Raw genomic sequence first — 17,445 nt, 5'->3', positions numbered from 1 at the left:
GCCAGAGCCTCCTATCTCCGGCCCATGCCGATGGAACCACTGCCCGACCTGTCCACCCTTTCGCTCGCCGATATTGCGCGGCTGGCCGCCGAAAAGCGCCTGCCCCCGGTCGAGAAATGGAATCCCGACCATTGCGGCGATAGCGAAATGCGGATCGCGCGCGACGGCACCTGGTATCATCAGGGGTCGCCGATCGGCCGGGAAACGATGGTTCGGCTGTTTTCCACGATCCTGCGGCGCGAGCCGGACGGCAGCCATGTTCTGGTGACCCCGGTCGAGAAGCTGGACATCGAAGTGGAGGACGCCCCCTTCGTCGCGGTCGAACTGAAGAGCGAGGGCGAAGGGCGCGCGCGCAGCCTCGCATTCCGCCTGAACAGCGGGGATATCGTCACCGCCGGGCCGGACCATGGATTGACCGTGCGCGAGACGCCGGACGGACCGCATCCCTATCTGCATGTACGCGGCGGGCTGGAAGCGCTGGTCGGGCGCAGCGTCTATTATGAGCTGATGAACCTGGCGCTGGGCGAAGAGGGCGAACGGGTCGGCCTTTGGAGCGAGGGCGCTTTTTTCCCGCTGGATGGCGCCGCATGACGCTGGCGCAGCGGCTGCGCGCCGCCCTGGAAGACGGACACAGGCGGACCGATATCGCGCCGGTCGACAGGCGCGATCCGCGCATCCAGGGTGAGATCGCGCTGGCGCCCGCCGCCGTGCTGGTGGCGATCACCGACCGACCCGAACCCGGCCTGATCCTGACCGAACGCGCGACGACGCTGCGCAAACATGCGGGTCAAATCGCCTTTCCCGGCGGCCGAGTCGATGATGGCGATGCCGACGAGATTGCCGGCGCGCTGCGGGAAGCGCAGGAGGAGATCGCCCTGTCGCCCGATCAGGTGGAGGTCGTGGGCGTGTCCGACCGCTACAGCACGTTCACCGGTTTCGATATCGTGCCGGTGCTGGGCGTCATTCCCCCCAACCTGCCGCTGCGCGCGCAGGAAAGCGAGGTGGCGGACTGGTTCGAACTGCCGCTGGCCTATGCGCTCGATCCGGCCAACAGGATGCGGCATGAGGTCGAGTTTGCCGGCGCGATGCGCCATTATTACGAGATTTTCTGGGAGGGCCGGCGTATCTGGGGCATCACGGCGGCGATCCTGGCCAATTTGTCGCGGAGGCTGGGCCATGACCATCCTGCCGCCTGACGCCGAGTGGCGCCACCGTTCCGGCCTGGACGGATTGCTGGACGCGCTGGACGTTGCGAAGGGCCAGGCGCGTTTCGTCGGCGGCGCCGTGCGTGACGGCCTGCTGGGCCTGCCGGTCAACGATCTGGATATCGCCACGGTGCTGGACCCGCATGATGTTGTCGATCGGCTGAAGGCCGCGGGGATCAAGGCAGTGCCGACCGGTATCGACCATGGCACAATCACCGCCATTCTGCCCGACGGTCCAGTGGAGATCACCACGCTGCGCCGCGACGTCAGCACCGACGGGCGCCGCGCGACCATCGCCTATACCGACGACTGGCGCGAAGATGCGGCGAGGCGCGACTTCACCATCAACGCCCTCTATGCCGATCCGGTCACTGGCAAGATCAGCGACTATTTTGGCGGGCTTGCCGATCTGGCGGCGCGACGGTTGCGCTTCATCGGACACGCATCTGCCCGGATCGCCGAGGATCATCTGCGCATATTGCGCTATTTCCGCTTCCTGGCCCGTTATGGCGACAACGAGTTGGACAGTGATGCGTATGATGCGTGCGTTGCCGCCGCCAATAGCCTGATGGCGCTGTCGCGCGAGCGGATCGCAGACGAATTGCTGAAATTGCTGGGGGTTGCCGCGCCTGTCCACGCGCTGCGGCTGATGGTCGAAGGCGGGATATTGCGCCCGGTGCTGCCGGAAGTGAATGTCGGCGGCGTGGAGCGGCTGGAAACGCTGATGGCGCGCGAAGTGGAGAGCGGGATAGGCGGATCGGCGCTACGCCGGCTGGCGGCCTTGCTGCCCCCTGACCCGACGCTGGCCGATGGCGTGGGTGCAAGGTTGAAACTGTCGAACAAGGCGCGCAAGCGGCTGGTGGTGGCGCTGGAGCCGGCACCGGAGATGGCGGAAACGCCCCGCGCGCTGGCCTATCGGGTGGGCGTGGAAGGCGCGATCGACCGCTTGCTGCTCGACCCGGACCAGCCCTTGTCGGCGCTGGGCGCGCTGGAGGGCTGGACGCCCCCTGTCCTGCCCATCGGCGGCGGCGCGTTGATCGCGCGCGGCCTGCCGGCCGGGCCGGACGTGGCCAAAGCGGTGCAGGCGGTGCAGGCGATGTGGGTAGCAGAGGATTTCCCCGATGCCGACCGCGTCGCGGCCATCGCCGATCAGATCGTCTCGAAATTCCAGCGCGCGCGCCAATAGTCGTACGCATCATTTTCAGCCATCGGACGGGCAAAATGATAGCCCTGCCCCTGCCAGCAGCCCATTTGCGCAAGCGCAAGGGCCAGCGCCTGCGTCTCGATCCCCTCGGCCGTGACCTTCAGGTTCAGCGATTCGGCGAGCGACAGGATCGTGCGGACGATCACCGCCTTGTCATGATCCTCCAGCATGGTGGACACGAAGCTGCGGTCGATCTTCAATATGTCGATCGGCAGGCTGTGCAGGCTGGCGAGGTTGGAGAAACCGGTGCCGAAATCGTCCATCGCGATCGGCATCTGCAACCCCTTGAGCGCGAACAGCAATTTGCGTGCCTTGTCCGGATCGGCGATGATCGCGCTTTCCGTCAGTTCGGCTGTCAGCCGGCTGCCCGCGATGCCGGCATAGCGCAGCGCTTCCTCGAACATCGATGCGACATCGTCGCGCGCCATCTGGATCGGGGAGAGGTTGACGTTGACGCCGACAGGCAGCGCCTGGCCGAATTTCGCGTCCCAACGCGACAGCGCCTGCGCCGCTTCATAGGCAGCCCAGCGACCAAGCGGCGTGATGAGGCCGCTTTCCTCCGCCACGGCGATAAATTCGACCGGGGACACATGTCCCAATTCCTCGTCATTCCAGCGAGCCAGCGCCTCAAATCCGGTGATCTCGCCGGTCTGGAGATGGATGAGCGGCTGGAAAGCGAGCGTCAGGCCGCCCTGGGCCAGCGCATCGCGCAAGCGGCTTTCGATCGAAAAGCGGCGTTGCGCTTCCTTGAGCACGCCGTTGCGATAGATTTCGACCTTGCCGCTGCGCTTGGCGATCTTCACCGCGGCCTGCGCCTTGCGCACGACGTCGTCGGGGTCATCGTCCAGGTTAAGTGACAACGCGCAACCGATCGCGCAGTCCACGCGAATTTGCAGGTCGCTCAGGCGAATGGGCGAGCTTAGCGCTTCCTTGATCCGCTGAACGATATGAAGAGCGTCGGATAAACCGTTGTTAAGGCGCGAAAATATGGCAAAATCATTGCCGCCGATACGGGCCAGCACGTCCCCTTGCCGAAGGCTGGATTTCAACCGCTTGGCAACGGTGATGAGCAATTCGTCGCCCGCCATCGGACCAAGCGATTCATTCACCCGGCTGAAGCGGCTGAGGTCGATGGCGATGATCCCGAACTGCGCATTGTCCGGCCATGGGGCATTGGCAAGGCGATCGTCGATCTCCTCGCCAAAACCGGTGCGATTGGGCAGGGCCGTCAAACCGTCGGACAGGAGTTCACGGCGCAAATTCTTCTCGATCGTCCGCTCGCTGGTCCGGTCGATCGCGGTGAAGAGATAATATTCGGGCTGACCTTCGGAGGCGGGCAGACGGCCCAGGGTACACATGAAATATTCCGGGCCGAGCTTGCCGTCCCGGCGCAGTTCGAAACTGTCCGAATCGCGGCCCGACTGGATGAAGCTATCCACCCGCTCCCGCCATTCCTTCGTCACCCGTTCCGACATGGGGCTACGCTCAGCACCGGAGCGGAACACAGTTACAAAGCGCGCATTGCCCTGCCGAAAGACGATTTCGCCGTTTTCATGAGAAAAAACGGCTGCAAGCTGAGGAAGGGCCGACAGCCATTCCGTTATGCCGACATTGCGGTCGAGGCATGAGTCGTCGCCCCCGGCCAAGGGGGTGCCGCTGGTCTGTGCGACCGGCAAATTGCGCACCGAAGTCGATTCCATACCCCCGCTGTATCCAGAAGGAGTAAATTTTCGGGAAACGCTAATGGCCGAATTGACGAAAGTTCGACCAAAAGAGAAAAAGCTGAAATCAGAAGCGATTGTCGCGCGGGAAGCCCGTCGGCGGCATGCGGCCGGCCGCACCACGGGCAACCTTCCATGGCATCATGTCGCTTTCCGTGCGGGTACGCCCCGAATCGCCACCCATGGCCCAGCTAAGACCATCCGACAGTTTGAAGGCGATCGCATCGGACAGGCCGCCATCACGATAGCGCTGCATCTGCACCCCCTGCCCGCGCGTCATTTTCGGCATTTCCGTAAGGGCAAAGACCAGCAGCTTGCGGTTTTCACCAATGACCGCGACGCTGTCCGCCTCTGCCGGGATCGGGCGGATGATGCTCAATTTCGCGTCGGCGCGGACATTGACCACCTGCTTGCCCTTGCGGGTTTCGGCCATCAGGTCGGTCACCGCGGCGATGAAACCGCGTCCGTCGGAGGAAGCCAGCAGCAGTTCCGTGCCCGCACGCGCGGGCATGAAGGCGACGATTGCCCCTTCATTATCCATATCGACCAGCGAGCGAACCGGATCGCCAAAGCCCCGACCGCCCGGCAGCTTGTCCGATGCCAGCGTGTAGATGCGCCCGGTCGCGGTCGCCATCAGCAGCTTGTCGGTGGTATAGGCGTGGAAGGCATATTGCGGCCCATCGCCTTCCTTGAATTTGAGCGTGTCGGCCGCAGCGAGGTCGCGATGGCCGCTCATCGCCCGAATCCAGCCACGTTCGGACAGGATGACGGTGATCGGCTCGCGCTCGATCATCGCCTCCAGCGGGATCTCACGGGCCGGAGCGGCCTCCTCCACCAAGGTCCGGCGGCGGCCCAGATCGGTTTCTGGGCCATAGCGTTTGCGCAGGGCCGCCAGGTCCTTCTTGAGGCGGGTGCGCTGGCGGGTCGGGCTTTCGACCAGCTTTTCCAGCTCGTCCTTTTCCTTGACCAGATCGGCATGTTCGCGCCGCAATTCCATTTCCTCCAGCTTGCGCAAGGAGCGGAGGCGCATGTTCAGAATGGCTTCGGCCTGACGATCGTTCAGGCTGAATTCGGCCATCATCACCTCTTTCGGCTCATCCTCCGTACGGATGATGGCGATCACCCGGTCGAGGTTGAGATAGGCGATGATATAGCCTTCGAGCAGGTCGAGGCGCGCGGCGATCTTTTCCAGCCGGTGCTGCGCCCGGCGGACCAGCACGTCGATCTGATGCTTGAGCCACTCGATCAGCAGCGGCTTCAAGCCGAGCACGCGCGGGGTGCGGCTGGCGTCGAGCACGTTGAGATTGAGCGGGAAGCGGTTTTCCAGATCGGTCAGACGGAACAGGCTGTCCATCAACATCTGCGGATCGACGGTACGCGCGCGCGGTTCGATGACGATGCGGATTTCGGTATCGGATTCGTCGCGCACATCGGCCAGGATCGGCAGCTTGCGATCGTTGATGAGCGCGGCGATCTGCTCGATCAGCTTCGATTTCTGCACCTGATAGGGAATATGGGTGACGACCGCGATCCAGGTTCCGCGCCCGCCCTCTTCCTTGTGCCATCGCGCACGGGTACGGAAAGCGCCGCGCCCGGTAGCATAGGCTTCGGATATGATCGCGGCATTATCGACCAGCACGCCACCGGTCGGGAAGTCCGGCCCGCGCACGATCTGCATCAGCGCGGCATGATCCGCATCGGGATCGTCGATCAGCAGGCCGGCGGCATCGATCAACTCGGTGACATTATGCGGCGGGATGCTGGTCGCCATGCCGACCGCGATCCCGCTGGCGCCATTGGCGAGCAGGTTGGGGAAGAGGCCGGGGAAAACCTCCGGCTCCTCATCCTCACCATTGTAGGTGGGACGGAAATCGACCGTGCCTTCGTCCAGGCCGGACATGAGGTCGGCGGCGGCCTGCGTCAGGCGCGCTTCGGTATAGCGCATCGCCGCAGCATTATCGCCGTCGATATTGCCGAAATTGCCCTGCCCGTCGACCAATGGGGTGCGCAGCGAAAAATCCTGCGCCAGCCGCACCATGGCGTCATAGACCGATGCGTCGCCATGGGGGTGATATTTACCGATGACGTCGCCGACGACGCGGGCGCACTTCTTGTAACCGGTGGTGTTGCGCGCAGGGTTGGCGACCAGCACATCCGGGCTCGCGCCGCCCGGCTCCATCCTGAGCAGCCGCATCGCCCAGAGCAGGCGCCGATGCACCGGCTTCAGCCCGTCGCGCAGATCCGGCAGCGACCGCGCCGTGATGGTCGATAGCGCATAGACGAGATAGCGCTGCTGGAGCGCATCGTCGAACGGGTGATCCTTGATGGCGTCGAACGGGTCGCGATAGTCGGTCATTGCGGACGGCTTAGCAGGACGGAAGGTGAACGGAAACGGATTTGGTCAATAGCCCGACATGAGCATGTCGAGAGCGTTGGAAATGTCATAATCCCGATCCCGCAGCGATAAAACGACATTACCCAACGATCGCGCAGCCACCGCACCGGAAAATTGCGTCATCATGACCAGTCGTTGCCCGTCCACATCAAATATCGGATTGAGCTTCGTCATCGGCGTGCCGACATGCTCGAGCGGAATCAGCGGCGCCACGAAACGCGATGTCAAATGATTCAGCAGGTCGGACTGGCAATCCAGAACATGGCCACCGTCAGGCAGGCGATGCACGCAAAAGCGTGCCATCAGAACATCCGATATTTTTCGAGCGGCAATCCATATTTTTCGACATAGGCGTTGGATGCCGCGATACCGGCGGCATTATCCTCTTGCCAGCGCCGACCCCGCTCCGCTGCGATTTCCTTGCGCAGCGCCTCTTCGCAGGCACGCGACAGGTTGATGCCCAACGCCTTGGCATCGGCCACAAGATCGACGTCAAGCGACAGGTTCGTCGCCTTGCGCGTGGCAATATGTTCGTGCCTGGTCATCATCGAATCCCGCACCGGATATGCGCATGAATATACGCATGACACATCATCGCGGCAAGTAGCGTCCGTCCGGATCGGCGGCAATCTCGGCCGCGAATTCCGCGCAGATCCAGTCGCGAAACGCCTTCACCTTGGGCGTGTTGCGGGCGTGGGGCGGATAGACGATCCAGTAGCTCGCCTTGTCGCGCACATAGGATGGCACCGCCTCGACCAGCAGACCCGCCTCCACCTCGGCGCGCCAGAAGAGATGGGTCAGGATGGCGATGCCCTGCCCCGCGATGGCCGCCCGCCCCTCCATCACCTGACTGTCGAGCGCGATGGCGGGCGGCCCGTGCCGATCGCTCGCCTCCACGCCCATCGCCGTCAGCCAGTCATGCCACCAGCTATCCTCGGGCGAGAGGCGCGGCAATGCCAGTAAGGCGGCGGCGTCCGCGATCGGGCTATGGCTTGCGAGCCAGCCGGGACTGCACATGGGCACGAGGCGGCTGTGCGTCAGCAGCTTTGCCTCCAGACCCGGCCATTCCCCCTTGCCACCCCGAATGGCCAGGTCCACGCCGTCGCGGGCCAGATCGACCAGAGCGTCATTCGCCTGGATGCGCACGGCCAGATTTGGATGCCGCATCTGGAACGCGCCGATCCGGGGCGCCAGCCACAAATGGGCGAAGCTGTTGGTGCAGCTTATCGTCAGCACCGCCGAGTGATCCTGCGTCAGGGCAGCAAAGCCGGCGCGCATCTGGTCGAAGGCGCGGGTCAGGATCGGCGCGATCTCCCGCCCCTTTTCGGTCAGCGCCACTTGCGCCCAACGCGCTGGAACAGGCTGAGGCCCAGCCGTTCTTCCAATAGCTTCACCTGATAGCTGACCGCCGCCTGGGTCATGCCCAGTTCCTGCGCCGCGACGGTGAAATTCTCCAGCCGCGCGGCGGCTTCGAACACGCGGATGGCGGACAGGGGCGGCAGGTTTGACATAGGCTCATTCAATAAGCTGAGCTTATCTACAGCGTCCAGCCTTTTGTTGGCGAGCCCGGACCCGATCCGGCAAAAGCCAGAGGGCGGACACGATGTTCAACGTCTGCCCTGCTTCGGAAAGGATGGCATCATGCGTGACGAATATGACGACCGGCTATGGAATGACGGCCGCGAACATGCCAACCGCGGCATCGATCAACTGATCGCCGCTATCATGCAGGCGTTCCGGGCGCTGCACCGCGTACGATGGACCTCCCCCTGGAATGAGAGCAGCCCCAGCAACCGTACTTGCCGGTCCTAGCGATTTGCTGCGATTGCGAGAAGAGGGGTTGCGGTTTCGTCCGGACACGCCACTCTTAAAGGCGTGACCGATACGCTTCTTTCCACCACCGCCCTTCCCGCGCCTTCAACCGCGCTGCTGCACGGCGCAGCATTGTTCCTCGATTTCGACGGAACATTGGTGCCGTTGGCCGATACGCCCGACGCCGTCCATGTCGACGATGACCTGCTGGTCATGCTGACGCGATTGCGCGACCGGCTGGACGGCAGGCTGGCGATCGTAAGCGGGCGGTCGATCGCCACGCTGCGCGACCTGGGCTTTGGCGATTTCCTGATGTCGGGTACCCATGGACTGGAATTTGCGCATCCCGGCGAGCATGTGAAAGCCCCGCCCCGCCTGCCCGCGATCGACGCGGTGGAGGCCGCCTTCAACGCCTTCGTTGCCGACAAGCCGGGTCTGCTGGTCGAACGCAAGTCGATCAGCGTGGGCCTGCATTTTCGAGGCGCGCCGATATGGGGCGAGGCAGCGGGGGCGCTGGCCGACCTGCTGGCGCGCGATCATGGGCTGGCGCTGCAACATGGCAAGATGCTCTACGAATTGCGTCCCGGCGGCGCGGACAAGGGCAGCGCGCTGACCGCCTTGATGCGGGAAACACCGATGGCAGGCGGCATACCGGTCTTCATCGGCGATGATGTCACGGATGAGGAAGGCTTTGCCGCAGCGGCGCATTTGGGCGGCGCGGGCATATTGGTCGGAACGCCGCGCCCCACATTGGCGTCATTCTCTTTGGAACAGGTTGCCGCCGTCAGGCATTATCTGTCCGAGGGGGCCGCCGGATAGATTTCCGGAGCCCCATCGTCGTGACCAACAAATTGGGGGCAGACCGATCCAAGCAGCAACAGAATCCATCCTGGCCGGATCGGAGCGTACGCTCGACCTCTGGCCCATCGGCAATTGCCAGGCATCCGCGCTGATCGACCGCATGGGCCGCATGGTCTGGGCCTGCGTCCCGCGCGTGGACGGCGACCCGGTCTTTTCCGCCCTGCTGGACGACAAGCCATGGGACGATGCGCAATCGCGCGGTTTTTGGGCCATAGAGCTGGAAAATTGCGTCGCGGTCGAACAACATTATATCCGAAACACGCCCATATTGGTCACGCGCCAGAGCGATGCGCAGGGCAATGCGATCGAGATTCTGGATTTCTGCCCTCGCCACCGGCACAAGGGCCGCATGTACCGGCCGGTCGCCTTCATCCGCATCGTGCGGCCGGTGGCAGGCTCCCCGCGTATCCGCGTGAAATTCCGCCCGACCACCAGCTGGAATGGCGAGACGGTGCCGATCAGCTATGGCTCCAATCATATCCGCGTCGTGCTGTCCTATATGGCGATGCGCGTATCCACCAACGCACCGATTGGCCTGATCAGCCAGGAAAGCTGGTTCCGGCTGGAGCAGGACGCCCATTTCTTCATGGGGCCGGACGAAGGCTTTTCCGACGCGCTGCGCCCCGCGATCGAGCGGATGCTGGACGACACGATTCATGAGTGGCAGCTATGGGTCCGGAGCCTGGCAATTCCCGCCGAATGGCAGGAAGCCGTCATCCGATCCGCCATCACGCTGAAACTATGCCAGCATGAGGAAACCGGCGCGATCGTCGCCGCGCTCACCACTTCCATCCCCGAACATGCCGACAGCGGGCGGAACTGGGACTATCGCTACTGCTGGGTGCGCGACGCCTATTATACGGTGGAGGCGCTCAATCGGTTGGGCGCGCTGGATGTGCTGGAATCCTATCTCGTCTATCTGCGCAACATCGTCGATGGTGCCAAGGGCGGGCATATCCAGCCGCTCTACGACGTGCGCGGCAATGCGACGCTGACCGAATGGGAGGCGCAAAGCCTGCCCGGCTATCGCGGCATGGGTCCGGTGCGCGTGGGCAATGCAGCCTATGAACAGATACAGCATGACGCCTATGGCCAGATCGTGCTGTCGTCCGTGCAGGGCTTCATCGACCAGCGGTTGCTGCGCATGGCCGGCCATGCCGATTTCGAGGCGCTGGAGGCGGTCGGCGAACGCGCATGGGCGGTCTATGACCAACCGGACGCAGGCCTGTGGGAACTGCGCACCCGTGCCCATGTCCACAGCTATAGCGCGGTGATGTGCTGGGCGGCGTGCGATCGCCTGGCCCATGCCGCCGTTGCGCTCGACCTGCCGCTGCGCGCCGCCCATTGGGAAAATCGCGCCGAGACGATGAAGACGCGCATCCTGGAGGCATCATGGCGGGAGGACAGCCAGGCCATCTCCGCCAATTTCGAGGATGACGCGCGCGACGCATCGCTGCTTCAATTGCTCGACCTGCGCTTCCTGACCGCCGACGATCCGAAGTTCATCGGCACCTTGGCTGCGCTGGAGACCGATCTGCGCCGGGGCAACGACATGCTCCGCTACAGCGCGCCGGACGATTTCGGCGAGCCGGTGACGGCGTTCAACGTCTGTACCTTCTGGCTGATCGAGGCGCTGCATCGCAGCGGCCGGCGCGAGGAAGCGCGCGACCTGTTCGAGGAAATGCTGTCCCGCCGCACCGCGGCCGGGCTGCTTTCCGAAGATATCGACCCTGTCAGCGGGGAATTATGGGGGAACTATCCCCAGACCTACTCATTGGTCGGCATCATCAACTGCGCCGTCTTGCTGAGCAAACCGTGGAGCGCAATGCGTTGAGCCGTCTGATCGTCATATCCAACCGGGTCAGTAGGCCCAGCAAGACCGGCAACCAGGGCGGCCTGGCCGTCGCCTTGTCCCAGGCCCTGCGCGAAAGCCGGGGCATCTGGGTCGGCTGGTCGGGCGAAGTGACCGACAATTTCACCGGCCATATCGGCTTTGCCGAGGATGAAGGCGTCAAGACCGCGACGATCGACCTGGAAGAGCAGGATGTCGACGAATATTACAACGGCTATGCCAACAAGACGCTGTGGCCGCTCTTCCATTTCCGCATCGACCTGGCCGAATATGCCCGCGATTTCGAGGGGGGCTATAATCGCGTCAACAAGCGCTTTGCAGAGACGGCCAGCCCGCTGATCGAGCCGGAAGACGTCATCTGGGTCCATGACTACCACATGATCCCGCTGGGCCAGATGTTGCGGGACAAGGGGTTGAAGAACCGCATGGGCTTCTTCCTTCACATCCCCTGGCCGCCCACCCGCCTGCTCGTGTCGCTGCCCCATCACAGCAAGCTGGTGAGCACCCTCTTCGCCTATGACGTCATCGGCTTCCATACCGAAGAATGGCTGGAATCCTTCCGCCATTATGTGGAGCGGGAAATGGGCGGCACGGTGAATGGCGATTTCGTCACCGTGGGCGATCGCACCATTCAGGCGGTTGCCTGCCCGATCGGCATCAATGCGCAGGAATTTGCGGAGGCCGCCACCAGCGACGCGGCAAACGAGATGAGCCGGCTGGTCCGCGCCTCGCTTCAGGACCGCACCATGATCGTGGGAGTCGATCGCCTGGATTATAGCAAGGGACTGGAAGAGCGGTTTGGCGGCTATTCCCGTTTCCTGAAGGACCATCCCGAACATCATCGCGATGTGGTGCTAACCCAGATCGCACCGCCTTCGCGCGGCGAAGTGGAAAGCTATCAGCAGATCCGCGCAACGCTGGATTCGCTCGCCGGGCGCATCAATGGCGAATATAGCGATGTGGACTGGACGCCGATCCGTTACGTCAATCAGGGCTATCCGCGCGACAAGCTGGCGGGCATCTATCGCGGCGCGAAGATCGGGCTGGTGACGCCGCTACGCGACGGCATGAACCTGGTCGCGAAGGAATATGTTGCGGCGCAGGACCCCGAAGATCCTGGCGTTCTGATCCTGTCGCGCTTCGCTGGCGCGGCGATGCAGCTCAAGGACGCGCTGCTCATCAATCCCTACAGCCCGGAGGAAATGTCCGACGCGATATTGCGCGCCTTGGCCATGCCGCTGGACGAGCGAAAGCGGCGTTGGCGGGCGATGATGGATAGCGTGGAGCAGCAGGATATCAGCTGGTGGCGGCAATGCTTCACCGGCCGGCTGATGGCGGTCGGGCGTGAGGACGAACCAGCGGAGGTCGAAGAAACCGCCGGTTGAGTGTTGCCACCGCTCCGTATAGGCAACCGCAATGCACAGAGATGATGAAGACGAACCGCGCGGACTGTGGCCCGCCATCCGCGCCCGGTCCGGGATCATATTGGGCGTGGTCGGCCTGATCGGCTGGTGCGCGATGATCTGGTTCATGTTCGGGGACGTACTGTAGGGCCGCGCACAATTGCACCCCCGCTTACTTTGCTCTATGGGCCGGCCAAGCAGCCCCGGCACCCGCTGATCCTTTCCGATTCGCGTTTGCCGGGGCGTAATGTTTTCTAAGATAAGACAGGAACGCGCATGGCCCGTCGCCGCCAGATCTACGAAGGCAAGGCAAAGATCCTTTATGAAGGCCCTGAGCCCGGCACGATCATCCAATATTTCAAGGATGACGCCACCGCCTTCAACGCCCAGAAAAAGGGTACGATTTCCGGCAAGGGCGTGCTGAACAACCGGATTTCCGAGCATATCTTCACCCTGCTCGGTCAGATCGGCGTGCCGACCCACTTCATCCGCCGCCTCAACATGCGCGAACAGCTGGTTCGTCAGGTCGAGATCGTGCCGATCGAGGTCGTGGTGCGCAACGTAGCCGCCGGATCGCTCAGCAAGAAGCTGGGCATCGAGGAAGGTACGCAGCTGCCCCGCACGCTGATCGAATATTGCTACAAGGACGATGCGCTGGGCGACCCGCTGATCTCCGAAGAGCATATCGCCTGCTTCGGTTGGGCCACGCAGGAAGAGATGCACGACATTGCCGACATGGCGATCCGCATCAACGACTTCATGTGCGGCCTGTTCGCCGGCATCGGCATCCGCCTGGTCGATTTCAAGCTGGAATTCGGCCGCCTCTATGACGGCGATTACAGCCGCGTCATCCTGGCCGACGAAATCAGCCCCGATGGTTGCCGCCTGTGGGACATGGCGACCAACGAGAAGCTCGACAAGGACCGCTTCCGCCGCGATCTGGGCGGCGAAGTCGAGGCTTATCAGGAAGTTGCACGCCGCCTGGGCCTGCTCCCCGAAGGGCTGGACACCACCGTCCTCGACCTCGACACGCATCGCAAGAAACGCGAGAAGGACTAAGGGAAAAGGGCCGGCCGCAAGCGCCGGCCTTTTTTTATATCTCGCAACCTCCGTTCATTTCGAGCGTGTCGAGAAACGCGGGCATAGCGCTATCCCCTTCTCGACTAAGCTCGAAGCGAACGGACGTGGGTTGACTATGACCTACGCCATCAGCGCGTCGACGATCAGCTTGAGCCCCAGCAGCACCATCAGCACATAGATAAGCGTGTAGAAGCGCGCCGCGTCCACCCGGCGGACCAGCGCCACGCCGGCAAAGGTCGCGCCGATCGCCACGGGCGCCAGCATCGCCGTCGCCATCAGGTTGCGCGTGGTGAACTGCCCCAGCGCGGCATAAGCCGGCACCTTCATCCAGTTCATGGCCGCGAAGGCGACCGCCGTGGTCCCGACCAGCATGTCGCGCGGCAACCGCTTGGGCAGCACCCACATCTGGAAGGGCGGCGACCCGGCATGGGCGATCTGGCTGGTAAAGCCGCTGCCGATGCCGAAGAGGAAGCCGGCCCAGTCCGGCGAGCTGGACGGCAATATGATCGCCCCGCCCCGTTCGACCCAGAGCCTTTGCAATCCGAACAGCATGGATATCGCGCCGAGCGCGCCCAGCACGCTGCTTTCGGACACCTGCGCGGCAAAGACATAGCCAAGGCCTACGCCCGCCGCCATGCCGGGCAGCATGACCGCCAATATATGGCCGTCCCAGCTTTTGCGAAACGCCCAGACGCTGACCACATCCTGAAGGATCAGGATCGGCAGCAGGATCGCTGCGCCGCGCACCGGATCGACACCCAGCGCCATGATCGGCATCGCCAGCGCGCCCGCCCCGGCAAAGCCCCCCTTGGCGAGGCCGGATATGACGACGGCGACGATCGCGCACATATAATAGAGCAGGTCCGGGTTCATCCGGCCCGTCTAGGGGATAGGCAGGCGCGTGGGAATGGCGGCGGCATGGGCGCGGCGATGAGCATGATGATGGGCGGCGGCGACAAGCCGATGTACGAACTTGTCCTGTGCCTCGGCTCCACCCGCGCGCCCGCCGGCGGCGCCCCGGCGGCCGATCATTTCATGCCCGCCGGCGCAGCCCTTGGCGCCTCCATCCCGCTCGTGATCCCGCGAATCCCACAGAACGAAGATCAGGCCATGTCAGGCGAGCGCCCCAAGGGCCGGCTGCTCATCTATTGGGGCTGCGGCGCCTCCATCCCGCATGAATGGCAGGTCCGCGTCACCAACAGCAAGACCTATGGCGACTGGCCCAATGCGTAGACGCGCAAGACCGTCTCCGCCAATTGCATGCCCGCCATCACCGGCTTCGCGCGAAAGATCGCAGGCGGCGCCACGATCCTCAGTTGGAACGGCCTGCCCCAAGCGACCGGCTATTATGCCTGGACCTTCGGCGCGCAGGGCAATGGCGACATGGTCTGGTGGGCCTCCTCCGCCACACAGGCGTTCGGCGGCCCGGTCTGGGACTGGATGTCGCCCGCCGCCGTGCAAAAGATGAATTTCAGAAAATCGTCCTGCCGCCAAGCCAGACCAGTTGCACCATCCCCGCCGCCGTCACCCAGGCGGGCGGAGAGATGCTGATGGGCAACCTCTATGCCTATGGCCCGGAAGCGAACTTCGCCTATCCACCCCGCCCCGCCGGTCCGAAAATCGCTTAGAAAACCGAATGGATCGCCCGCGTCCGCTATCGCGCCAATACCATGTGGATGCTGAACGGCCCGGACATGGCCAATGGCAGGGACGGCATGATGAACGACGCGGATGTCGATCGTGATGACGATCCGGCCCAGCAGCAGCAGCAGAAAAAGAAGAAAGGCGGCGGCGGCCTTGGCAGCATGTTGGGCAGCGCCATGGGCGTCGGCTGCTAGAAAGCCTCTCCCGTTCGTCCTGAGCGGCCGCCGAGCGACGTCGAAGCGGCGATCGATGGGGGCGGGCGATTGCACGCAGTTCCTTTGCAGGACGAACCAAGAACGCATATCCCGATCCAGAAACAGGCTGGCGCATGCCCTTCGCATGCGCCACCTTCCCCGCCTCTATTCAGGAGAGAGAAGCCATGCCCTCTGACCTCATTTTCTACACCAACCCCATGTCGCGCGGGCAAATCGCCCGGTGGATGCTGGAAGAAGTCGGCGCTCCCTATGAGACGGTGATCCTCGCCTATGGCGACGACGGCATGAAGGGCGCCGACTATCGCGCGATCAACCCGATGGGCAAGGTGCCGGCCATCGTCCATAACGGCCGCATCGTCACCGAATGTGCCGCCATCTGCGCCTATCTGGCCGATGCCTTCCCTGACGCCAGCCTCGCCCCGCCGCCAGCCGAGCGCCATGCCTATTATCGCTGGCTCTTCTTTGCTGCCGGGCCGGTCGAAGCCGCCGTCACCAATCGGGCGATGGGCTTTGTCGTCCCGGACGGCAAGGAGCGCAGCGCCGGCTATGGCACGTTCGAAGACACCGTCGCCGCCCTGGAAACCGCCGTCGCGGGCGACGCCTGGATCTGCGGCGACGCATTCACCGCTGCCGACGTCTATGTCGGGTCGCAGATCGACTGGGGTTTGAGCTTCAAATCCATCCCCGCCAGTCCAGTGCTGGAAGCCTATGCCGCCCGACTGCGGGCGCGCCCCGCCTACCAGCGGCAAAAGGACATCGATGGCGCCCTGATCGCGCAAATGCAGAAGCAGGGTTGAACCGGCTTCCCCCCTCCCTCCCAGGGAGGCAACAGGGGGGCAGGTAGCGAGCGGAGCGGGCCTCCAACGAAAAAGGCCCGGCGGATCGCTCCACCGGGCCTTTCCCATATCATATCAGCGATGCGATCAGCGGCGATCGCCGAACAGGCGCAGCAGGAACAGGAACATGTTGATGAAGTCGAGATAGAGGTTCAGCGCCCCCATCACCACCGACTTGCCCATCATGTCCGTGCCTGCGACATGAGCATAGATGCTTTTGATCTTCTGCGTGTCATAAGCGGTCAGACCCGCGAACAGCAGCACGCCGACGCCGCTGATGACCAGGCTCATCGCGTTCGACTTCATGAAGATGTTGATCAGGCTTGCCACGAGCAGGCCGACCACGCCCATGATCAGGAAAGTGCCGAAACCCGACAGATCCTTCTTGGTGGTGTAACCCCACAGGCTCAGCCCCGCAAAAGCGGCGGCCGTCGCAAAGAAGGTCTGCGCGATCGACGTGCCGGTATAGGCCAGGAAGATGTAGGAGAGCGACACGCCCATCACCGCCGCATAGGCCCAGTAAAGCGCCTGCGCCGCGCCGGTCGAGAGGCGATTGATGCCGAAACTCAGCACCATGACGAACGCCAGCGGAGCGAACATCACGACATATTTCAGGATGCCGGGGCCGACGAACACGCTGTAGGCCATGCCGCTATTGGCGAACAGCAACGCCACGATGCCGGTCAGCAGCACGCCGCTCGCCATATAATTATAGACCGAAAGCATATATTTGCGCAGCCCGGCGTCATACGCCGCACCCCGCGCCGCCGTCGCGCCGCCAAAGCCCGCCATGCCGGCAGGGCTGTCGGAACGGGGATCGGACCAGTTGGCCATGAAAATAGTCTCCTTTGCCGGCATCGTGCCGGTACACACCTATTATCGGCCCATCTGCCCCCGACTTCAAGCCAAACCCGCACGAATGACGCCATCGTCATCTTACCGACAGCAAATGTCACGGGCCGGGGTGCGGCAGGCCGGCAAGGATTGTCGGAACGGGTAGAAAGGGAATGTCCGATCTCAGCTTTGACGCTCAAAATACCGTCATCCCGGCGAAGGCGATGATGTAGATTTGCTTTGGAAGTGCAACATCTCGGCGCGTTCGGCTGCGCCTTGTACAACGCGGTGCAACAAAGCCATCCATATGGTGACATCACGCCACCCCGCCTGCCTTCGCGCCGCCACTGACGAAGCAGATCCAGCAGATGCGGTGAGAGCAT

General features: G+C 63.3%; 19 protein-coding genes and 1 pseudogene. 13 read left to right on the top strand and 7 right to left on the bottom strand.

Translation table 11 applies throughout. The features are described from left to right. Positions 1-24 precede the first annotated feature (24 nt). The 3 genes from AC07UX_RS04005 to AC07UX_RS03995 are packed head-to-tail and all read left to right on the top strand — an operon-like array spanning position 25 to position 2,391. Entirely contained in the window at positions 25-591 is a 567-nt protein-coding gene (locus AC07UX_RS04005) for a DUF1285 domain-containing protein (protein WP_495190687.1), read from the top strand. Further along, positions 588-1,196, top strand: coding sequence for a CoA pyrophosphatase (locus tag AC07UX_RS04000; RefSeq protein ID WP_495190686.1), 609 nt, complete (start codon positions 588-590; stop codon positions 1,194-1,196). Before AC07UX_RS04005 ends, AC07UX_RS04000 begins: the two co-directional genes overlap by 4 nt. Next, positions 1,177-2,391: a CCA tRNA nucleotidyltransferase gene (locus AC07UX_RS03995; RefSeq protein ID WP_495190685.1), complete on the top strand. Its 1,215-nt coding sequence runs from the start codon at positions 1,177-1,179 to the stop codon at positions 2,389-2,391. The genes AC07UX_RS04000 and AC07UX_RS03995 overlap by 20 nt, the downstream gene beginning before the upstream one ends. On the opposite strand, the gene AC07UX_RS03990 is transcribed toward AC07UX_RS03995, so the two are convergent. From AC07UX_RS03990 to AC07UX_RS03970, 5 genes and pseudogenes are all read right to left on the bottom strand, one after another. After that, complete coding sequence (locus tag AC07UX_RS03990) at positions 2,355-4,109, bottom strand: putative bifunctional diguanylate cyclase/phosphodiesterase (protein ID WP_495190684.1); 1,755 nt, start codon at positions 4,107-4,109, stop codon at positions 2,355-2,357. The genes AC07UX_RS03995 and AC07UX_RS03990 overlap by 37 nt on opposite strands. A gap of 88 nt (positions 4,110-4,197) precedes the next feature. Continuing rightward, positions 4,198-6,486, bottom strand: a complete 2,289-nt coding sequence (gene parC, locus AC07UX_RS03985) for a DNA topoisomerase IV subunit A (RefSeq protein ID WP_495190683.1) — start codon at positions 6,484-6,486, stop codon at positions 4,198-4,200. A gap of 45 nt (positions 6,487-6,531) precedes the next feature. Continuing rightward, on the bottom strand, positions 6,532-6,828 hold the full coding sequence (locus AC07UX_RS03980; protein ID WP_495190682.1) for a CcdB family protein: 297 nt from the start codon (positions 6,826-6,828) through the stop codon (positions 6,532-6,534). Next, on the bottom strand, positions 6,828-7,070 hold the full coding sequence (locus tag AC07UX_RS03975) for a type II toxin-antitoxin system CcdA family antitoxin (RefSeq protein ID WP_495191783.1): 243 nt from the start codon (positions 7,068-7,070) through the stop codon (positions 6,828-6,830). Before AC07UX_RS03975 ends, AC07UX_RS03980 begins: the two co-directional genes overlap by 1 nt. Before the next feature lie 46 nt (positions 7,071-7,116). Then, positions 7,117-8,036, bottom strand: a pseudogene (locus AC07UX_RS03970) (LysR substrate-binding domain-containing protein). Between the two features lie 130 nt (positions 8,037-8,166). Between AC07UX_RS03970 and AC07UX_RS03965 the strand changes: the two are divergent. The 6 genes from AC07UX_RS03965 to purC all read left to right on the top strand — a co-directional run bounded on the left by AC07UX_RS03965 (position 8,167) and on the right by purC (position 13,512). Then, positions 8,167-8,337 (top strand): hypothetical protein, encoded by a 171-nt coding sequence (locus AC07UX_RS03965; protein WP_495190681.1) that lies wholly within the window; start codon positions 8,167-8,169, stop codon positions 8,335-8,337. Between the two features lie 63 nt (positions 8,338-8,400). Then, entirely contained in the window at positions 8,401-9,156 is a 756-nt protein-coding gene (gene otsB, locus AC07UX_RS03960; protein ID WP_495190680.1) for a trehalose-phosphatase, read from the top strand. A 106-nt stretch (positions 9,157-9,262) separates the two neighbouring features. Then, a complete protein-coding gene (locus AC07UX_RS03955) occupies positions 9,263-11,032 on the top strand; it encodes a glycoside hydrolase family 15 protein (protein ID WP_495191782.1) in 1,770 nt (589 codons plus the stop codon). After that, complete coding sequence (gene otsA, locus AC07UX_RS03950; protein WP_495190679.1) at positions 11,029-12,435, top strand: alpha,alpha-trehalose-phosphate synthase (UDP-forming); 1,407 nt, start codon at positions 11,029-11,031, stop codon at positions 12,433-12,435. Before AC07UX_RS03955 ends, otsA begins: the two co-directional genes overlap by 4 nt. A gap of 31 nt (positions 12,436-12,466) precedes the next feature. Beyond that, complete coding sequence (locus tag AC07UX_RS03945) at positions 12,467-12,601, top strand: hypothetical protein (RefSeq protein ID WP_495190678.1); 135 nt, start codon at positions 12,467-12,469, stop codon at positions 12,599-12,601. Between the two features lie 128 nt (positions 12,602-12,729). Continuing rightward, entirely contained in the window at positions 12,730-13,512 is a 783-nt protein-coding gene (gene purC, locus AC07UX_RS03940) for a phosphoribosylaminoimidazolesuccinocarboxamide synthase (protein ID WP_120249950.1), read from the top strand. Positions 13,513-13,653: 141 nt separating this feature from the next. On the opposite strand, the gene AC07UX_RS03935 is transcribed toward purC, so the two are convergent. After that, positions 13,654-14,406, bottom strand: a complete 753-nt coding sequence (locus tag AC07UX_RS03935; protein ID WP_495190677.1) for a sulfite exporter TauE/SafE family protein — start codon at positions 14,404-14,406, stop codon at positions 13,654-13,656. Positions 14,407-14,463: 57 nt separating this feature from the next. Between AC07UX_RS03935 and AC07UX_RS03930 the strand changes: the two genes are divergently transcribed. The 4 genes from AC07UX_RS03930 to AC07UX_RS03915 all read left to right on the top strand — a co-directional run bounded on the left by AC07UX_RS03930 (position 14,464) and on the right by AC07UX_RS03915 (position 16,189). Then, positions 14,464-14,766 (top strand): hypothetical protein, encoded by a 303-nt coding sequence (locus tag AC07UX_RS03930; protein WP_495190676.1) that lies wholly within the window; start codon positions 14,464-14,466, stop codon positions 14,764-14,766. A gap of 27 nt (positions 14,767-14,793) precedes the next feature. Continuing rightward, positions 14,794-15,084, top strand: coding sequence for a hypothetical protein (locus AC07UX_RS03925; protein ID WP_495190675.1), 291 nt, complete (start codon positions 14,794-14,796; stop codon positions 15,082-15,084). A gap of 119 nt (positions 15,085-15,203) precedes the next feature. After that, entirely contained in the window at positions 15,204-15,371 is a 168-nt protein-coding gene (locus tag AC07UX_RS03920) for a hypothetical protein (protein WP_495190674.1), read from the top strand. A gap of 185 nt (positions 15,372-15,556) precedes the next feature. Then, positions 15,557-16,189 carry a glutathione S-transferase family protein gene (locus AC07UX_RS03915; RefSeq protein ID WP_495190673.1) on the top strand — a complete coding sequence of 211 codons (633 nt, stop codon included), beginning with the start codon at positions 15,557-15,559 and terminating at the stop codon, positions 16,187-16,189. A gap of 126 nt (positions 16,190-16,315) precedes the next feature. On the opposite strand, the gene AC07UX_RS03910 is transcribed toward AC07UX_RS03915, so the two are convergent. Next, positions 16,316-17,062: a Bax inhibitor-1/YccA family protein gene (locus tag AC07UX_RS03910; RefSeq protein ID WP_495190672.1), complete on the bottom strand. Its 747-nt coding sequence runs from the start codon at positions 17,060-17,062 to the stop codon at positions 16,316-16,318. Between the last annotated feature and the right edge of the window lie 383 nt (positions 17,063-17,445).

The sequence above is a fragment of the Sphingobium sp. GW821-FHT02B05 genome (assembly GCF_059421905.1).
This window is presented reverse-complemented; position numbering and strand designations above follow the sequence as displayed.

Coding starts and splice junctions, on each gene's coding strand:
- AC07UX_RS04005 (WP_495190687.1), top strand. CDS start 25: ATGCCGATGGAACCACTGCCCGACCTGTCCACCCTTTCGCTCGCCGAT.
- AC07UX_RS04000 (WP_495190686.1), top strand. CDS start 588: ATGACGCTGGCGCAGCGGCTGCGCGCCGCCCTGGAAGACGGACACAGG.
- AC07UX_RS03995 (WP_495190685.1), top strand. CDS start 1,177: ATGACCATCCTGCCGCCTGACGCCGAGTGGCGCCACCGTTCCGGCCTG.
- AC07UX_RS03990 (WP_495190684.1), bottom strand. CDS start 4,109: ATGGAATCGACTTCGGTGCGCAATTTGCCGGTCGCACAGACCAGCGGC.
- parC (WP_495190683.1), bottom strand. CDS start 6,486: ATGACCGACTATCGCGACCCGTTCGACGCCATCAAGGATCACCCGTTC.
- AC07UX_RS03980 (WP_495190682.1), bottom strand. CDS start 6,828: ATGGCACGCTTTTGCGTGCATCGCCTGCCTGACGGTGGCCATGTTCTG.
- AC07UX_RS03975 (WP_495191783.1), bottom strand. CDS start 7,070: ATGACCAGGCACGAACATATTGCCACGCGCAAGGCGACGAACCTGTCG.
- AC07UX_RS03965 (WP_495190681.1), top strand. CDS start 8,167: ATGCGTGACGAATATGACGACCGGCTATGGAATGACGGCCGCGAACAT.
- AC07UX_RS03945 (WP_495190678.1), top strand. CDS start 12,467: ATGCACAGAGATGATGAAGACGAACCGCGCGGACTGTGGCCCGCCATC.
- purC (WP_120249950.1), top strand. CDS start 12,730: ATGGCCCGTCGCCGCCAGATCTACGAAGGCAAGGCAAAGATCCTTTAT.
- AC07UX_RS03935 (WP_495190677.1), bottom strand. CDS start 14,406: ATGAACCCGGACCTGCTCTATTATATGTGCGCGATCGTCGCCGTCGTC.
- AC07UX_RS03930 (WP_495190676.1), top strand. CDS start 14,464: ATGAGCATGATGATGGGCGGCGGCGACAAGCCGATGTACGAACTTGTC.
- AC07UX_RS03925 (WP_495190675.1), top strand. CDS start 14,794: ATGCCCGCCATCACCGGCTTCGCGCGAAAGATCGCAGGCGGCGCCACG.
- AC07UX_RS03920 (WP_495190674.1), top strand. CDS start 15,204: ATGTGGATGCTGAACGGCCCGGACATGGCCAATGGCAGGGACGGCATG.
- AC07UX_RS03915 (WP_495190673.1), top strand. CDS start 15,557: ATGCCCTCTGACCTCATTTTCTACACCAACCCCATGTCGCGCGGGCAA.
- AC07UX_RS03910 (WP_495190672.1), bottom strand. CDS start 17,062: ATGGCCAACTGGTCCGATCCCCGTTCCGACAGCCCTGCCGGCATGGCG.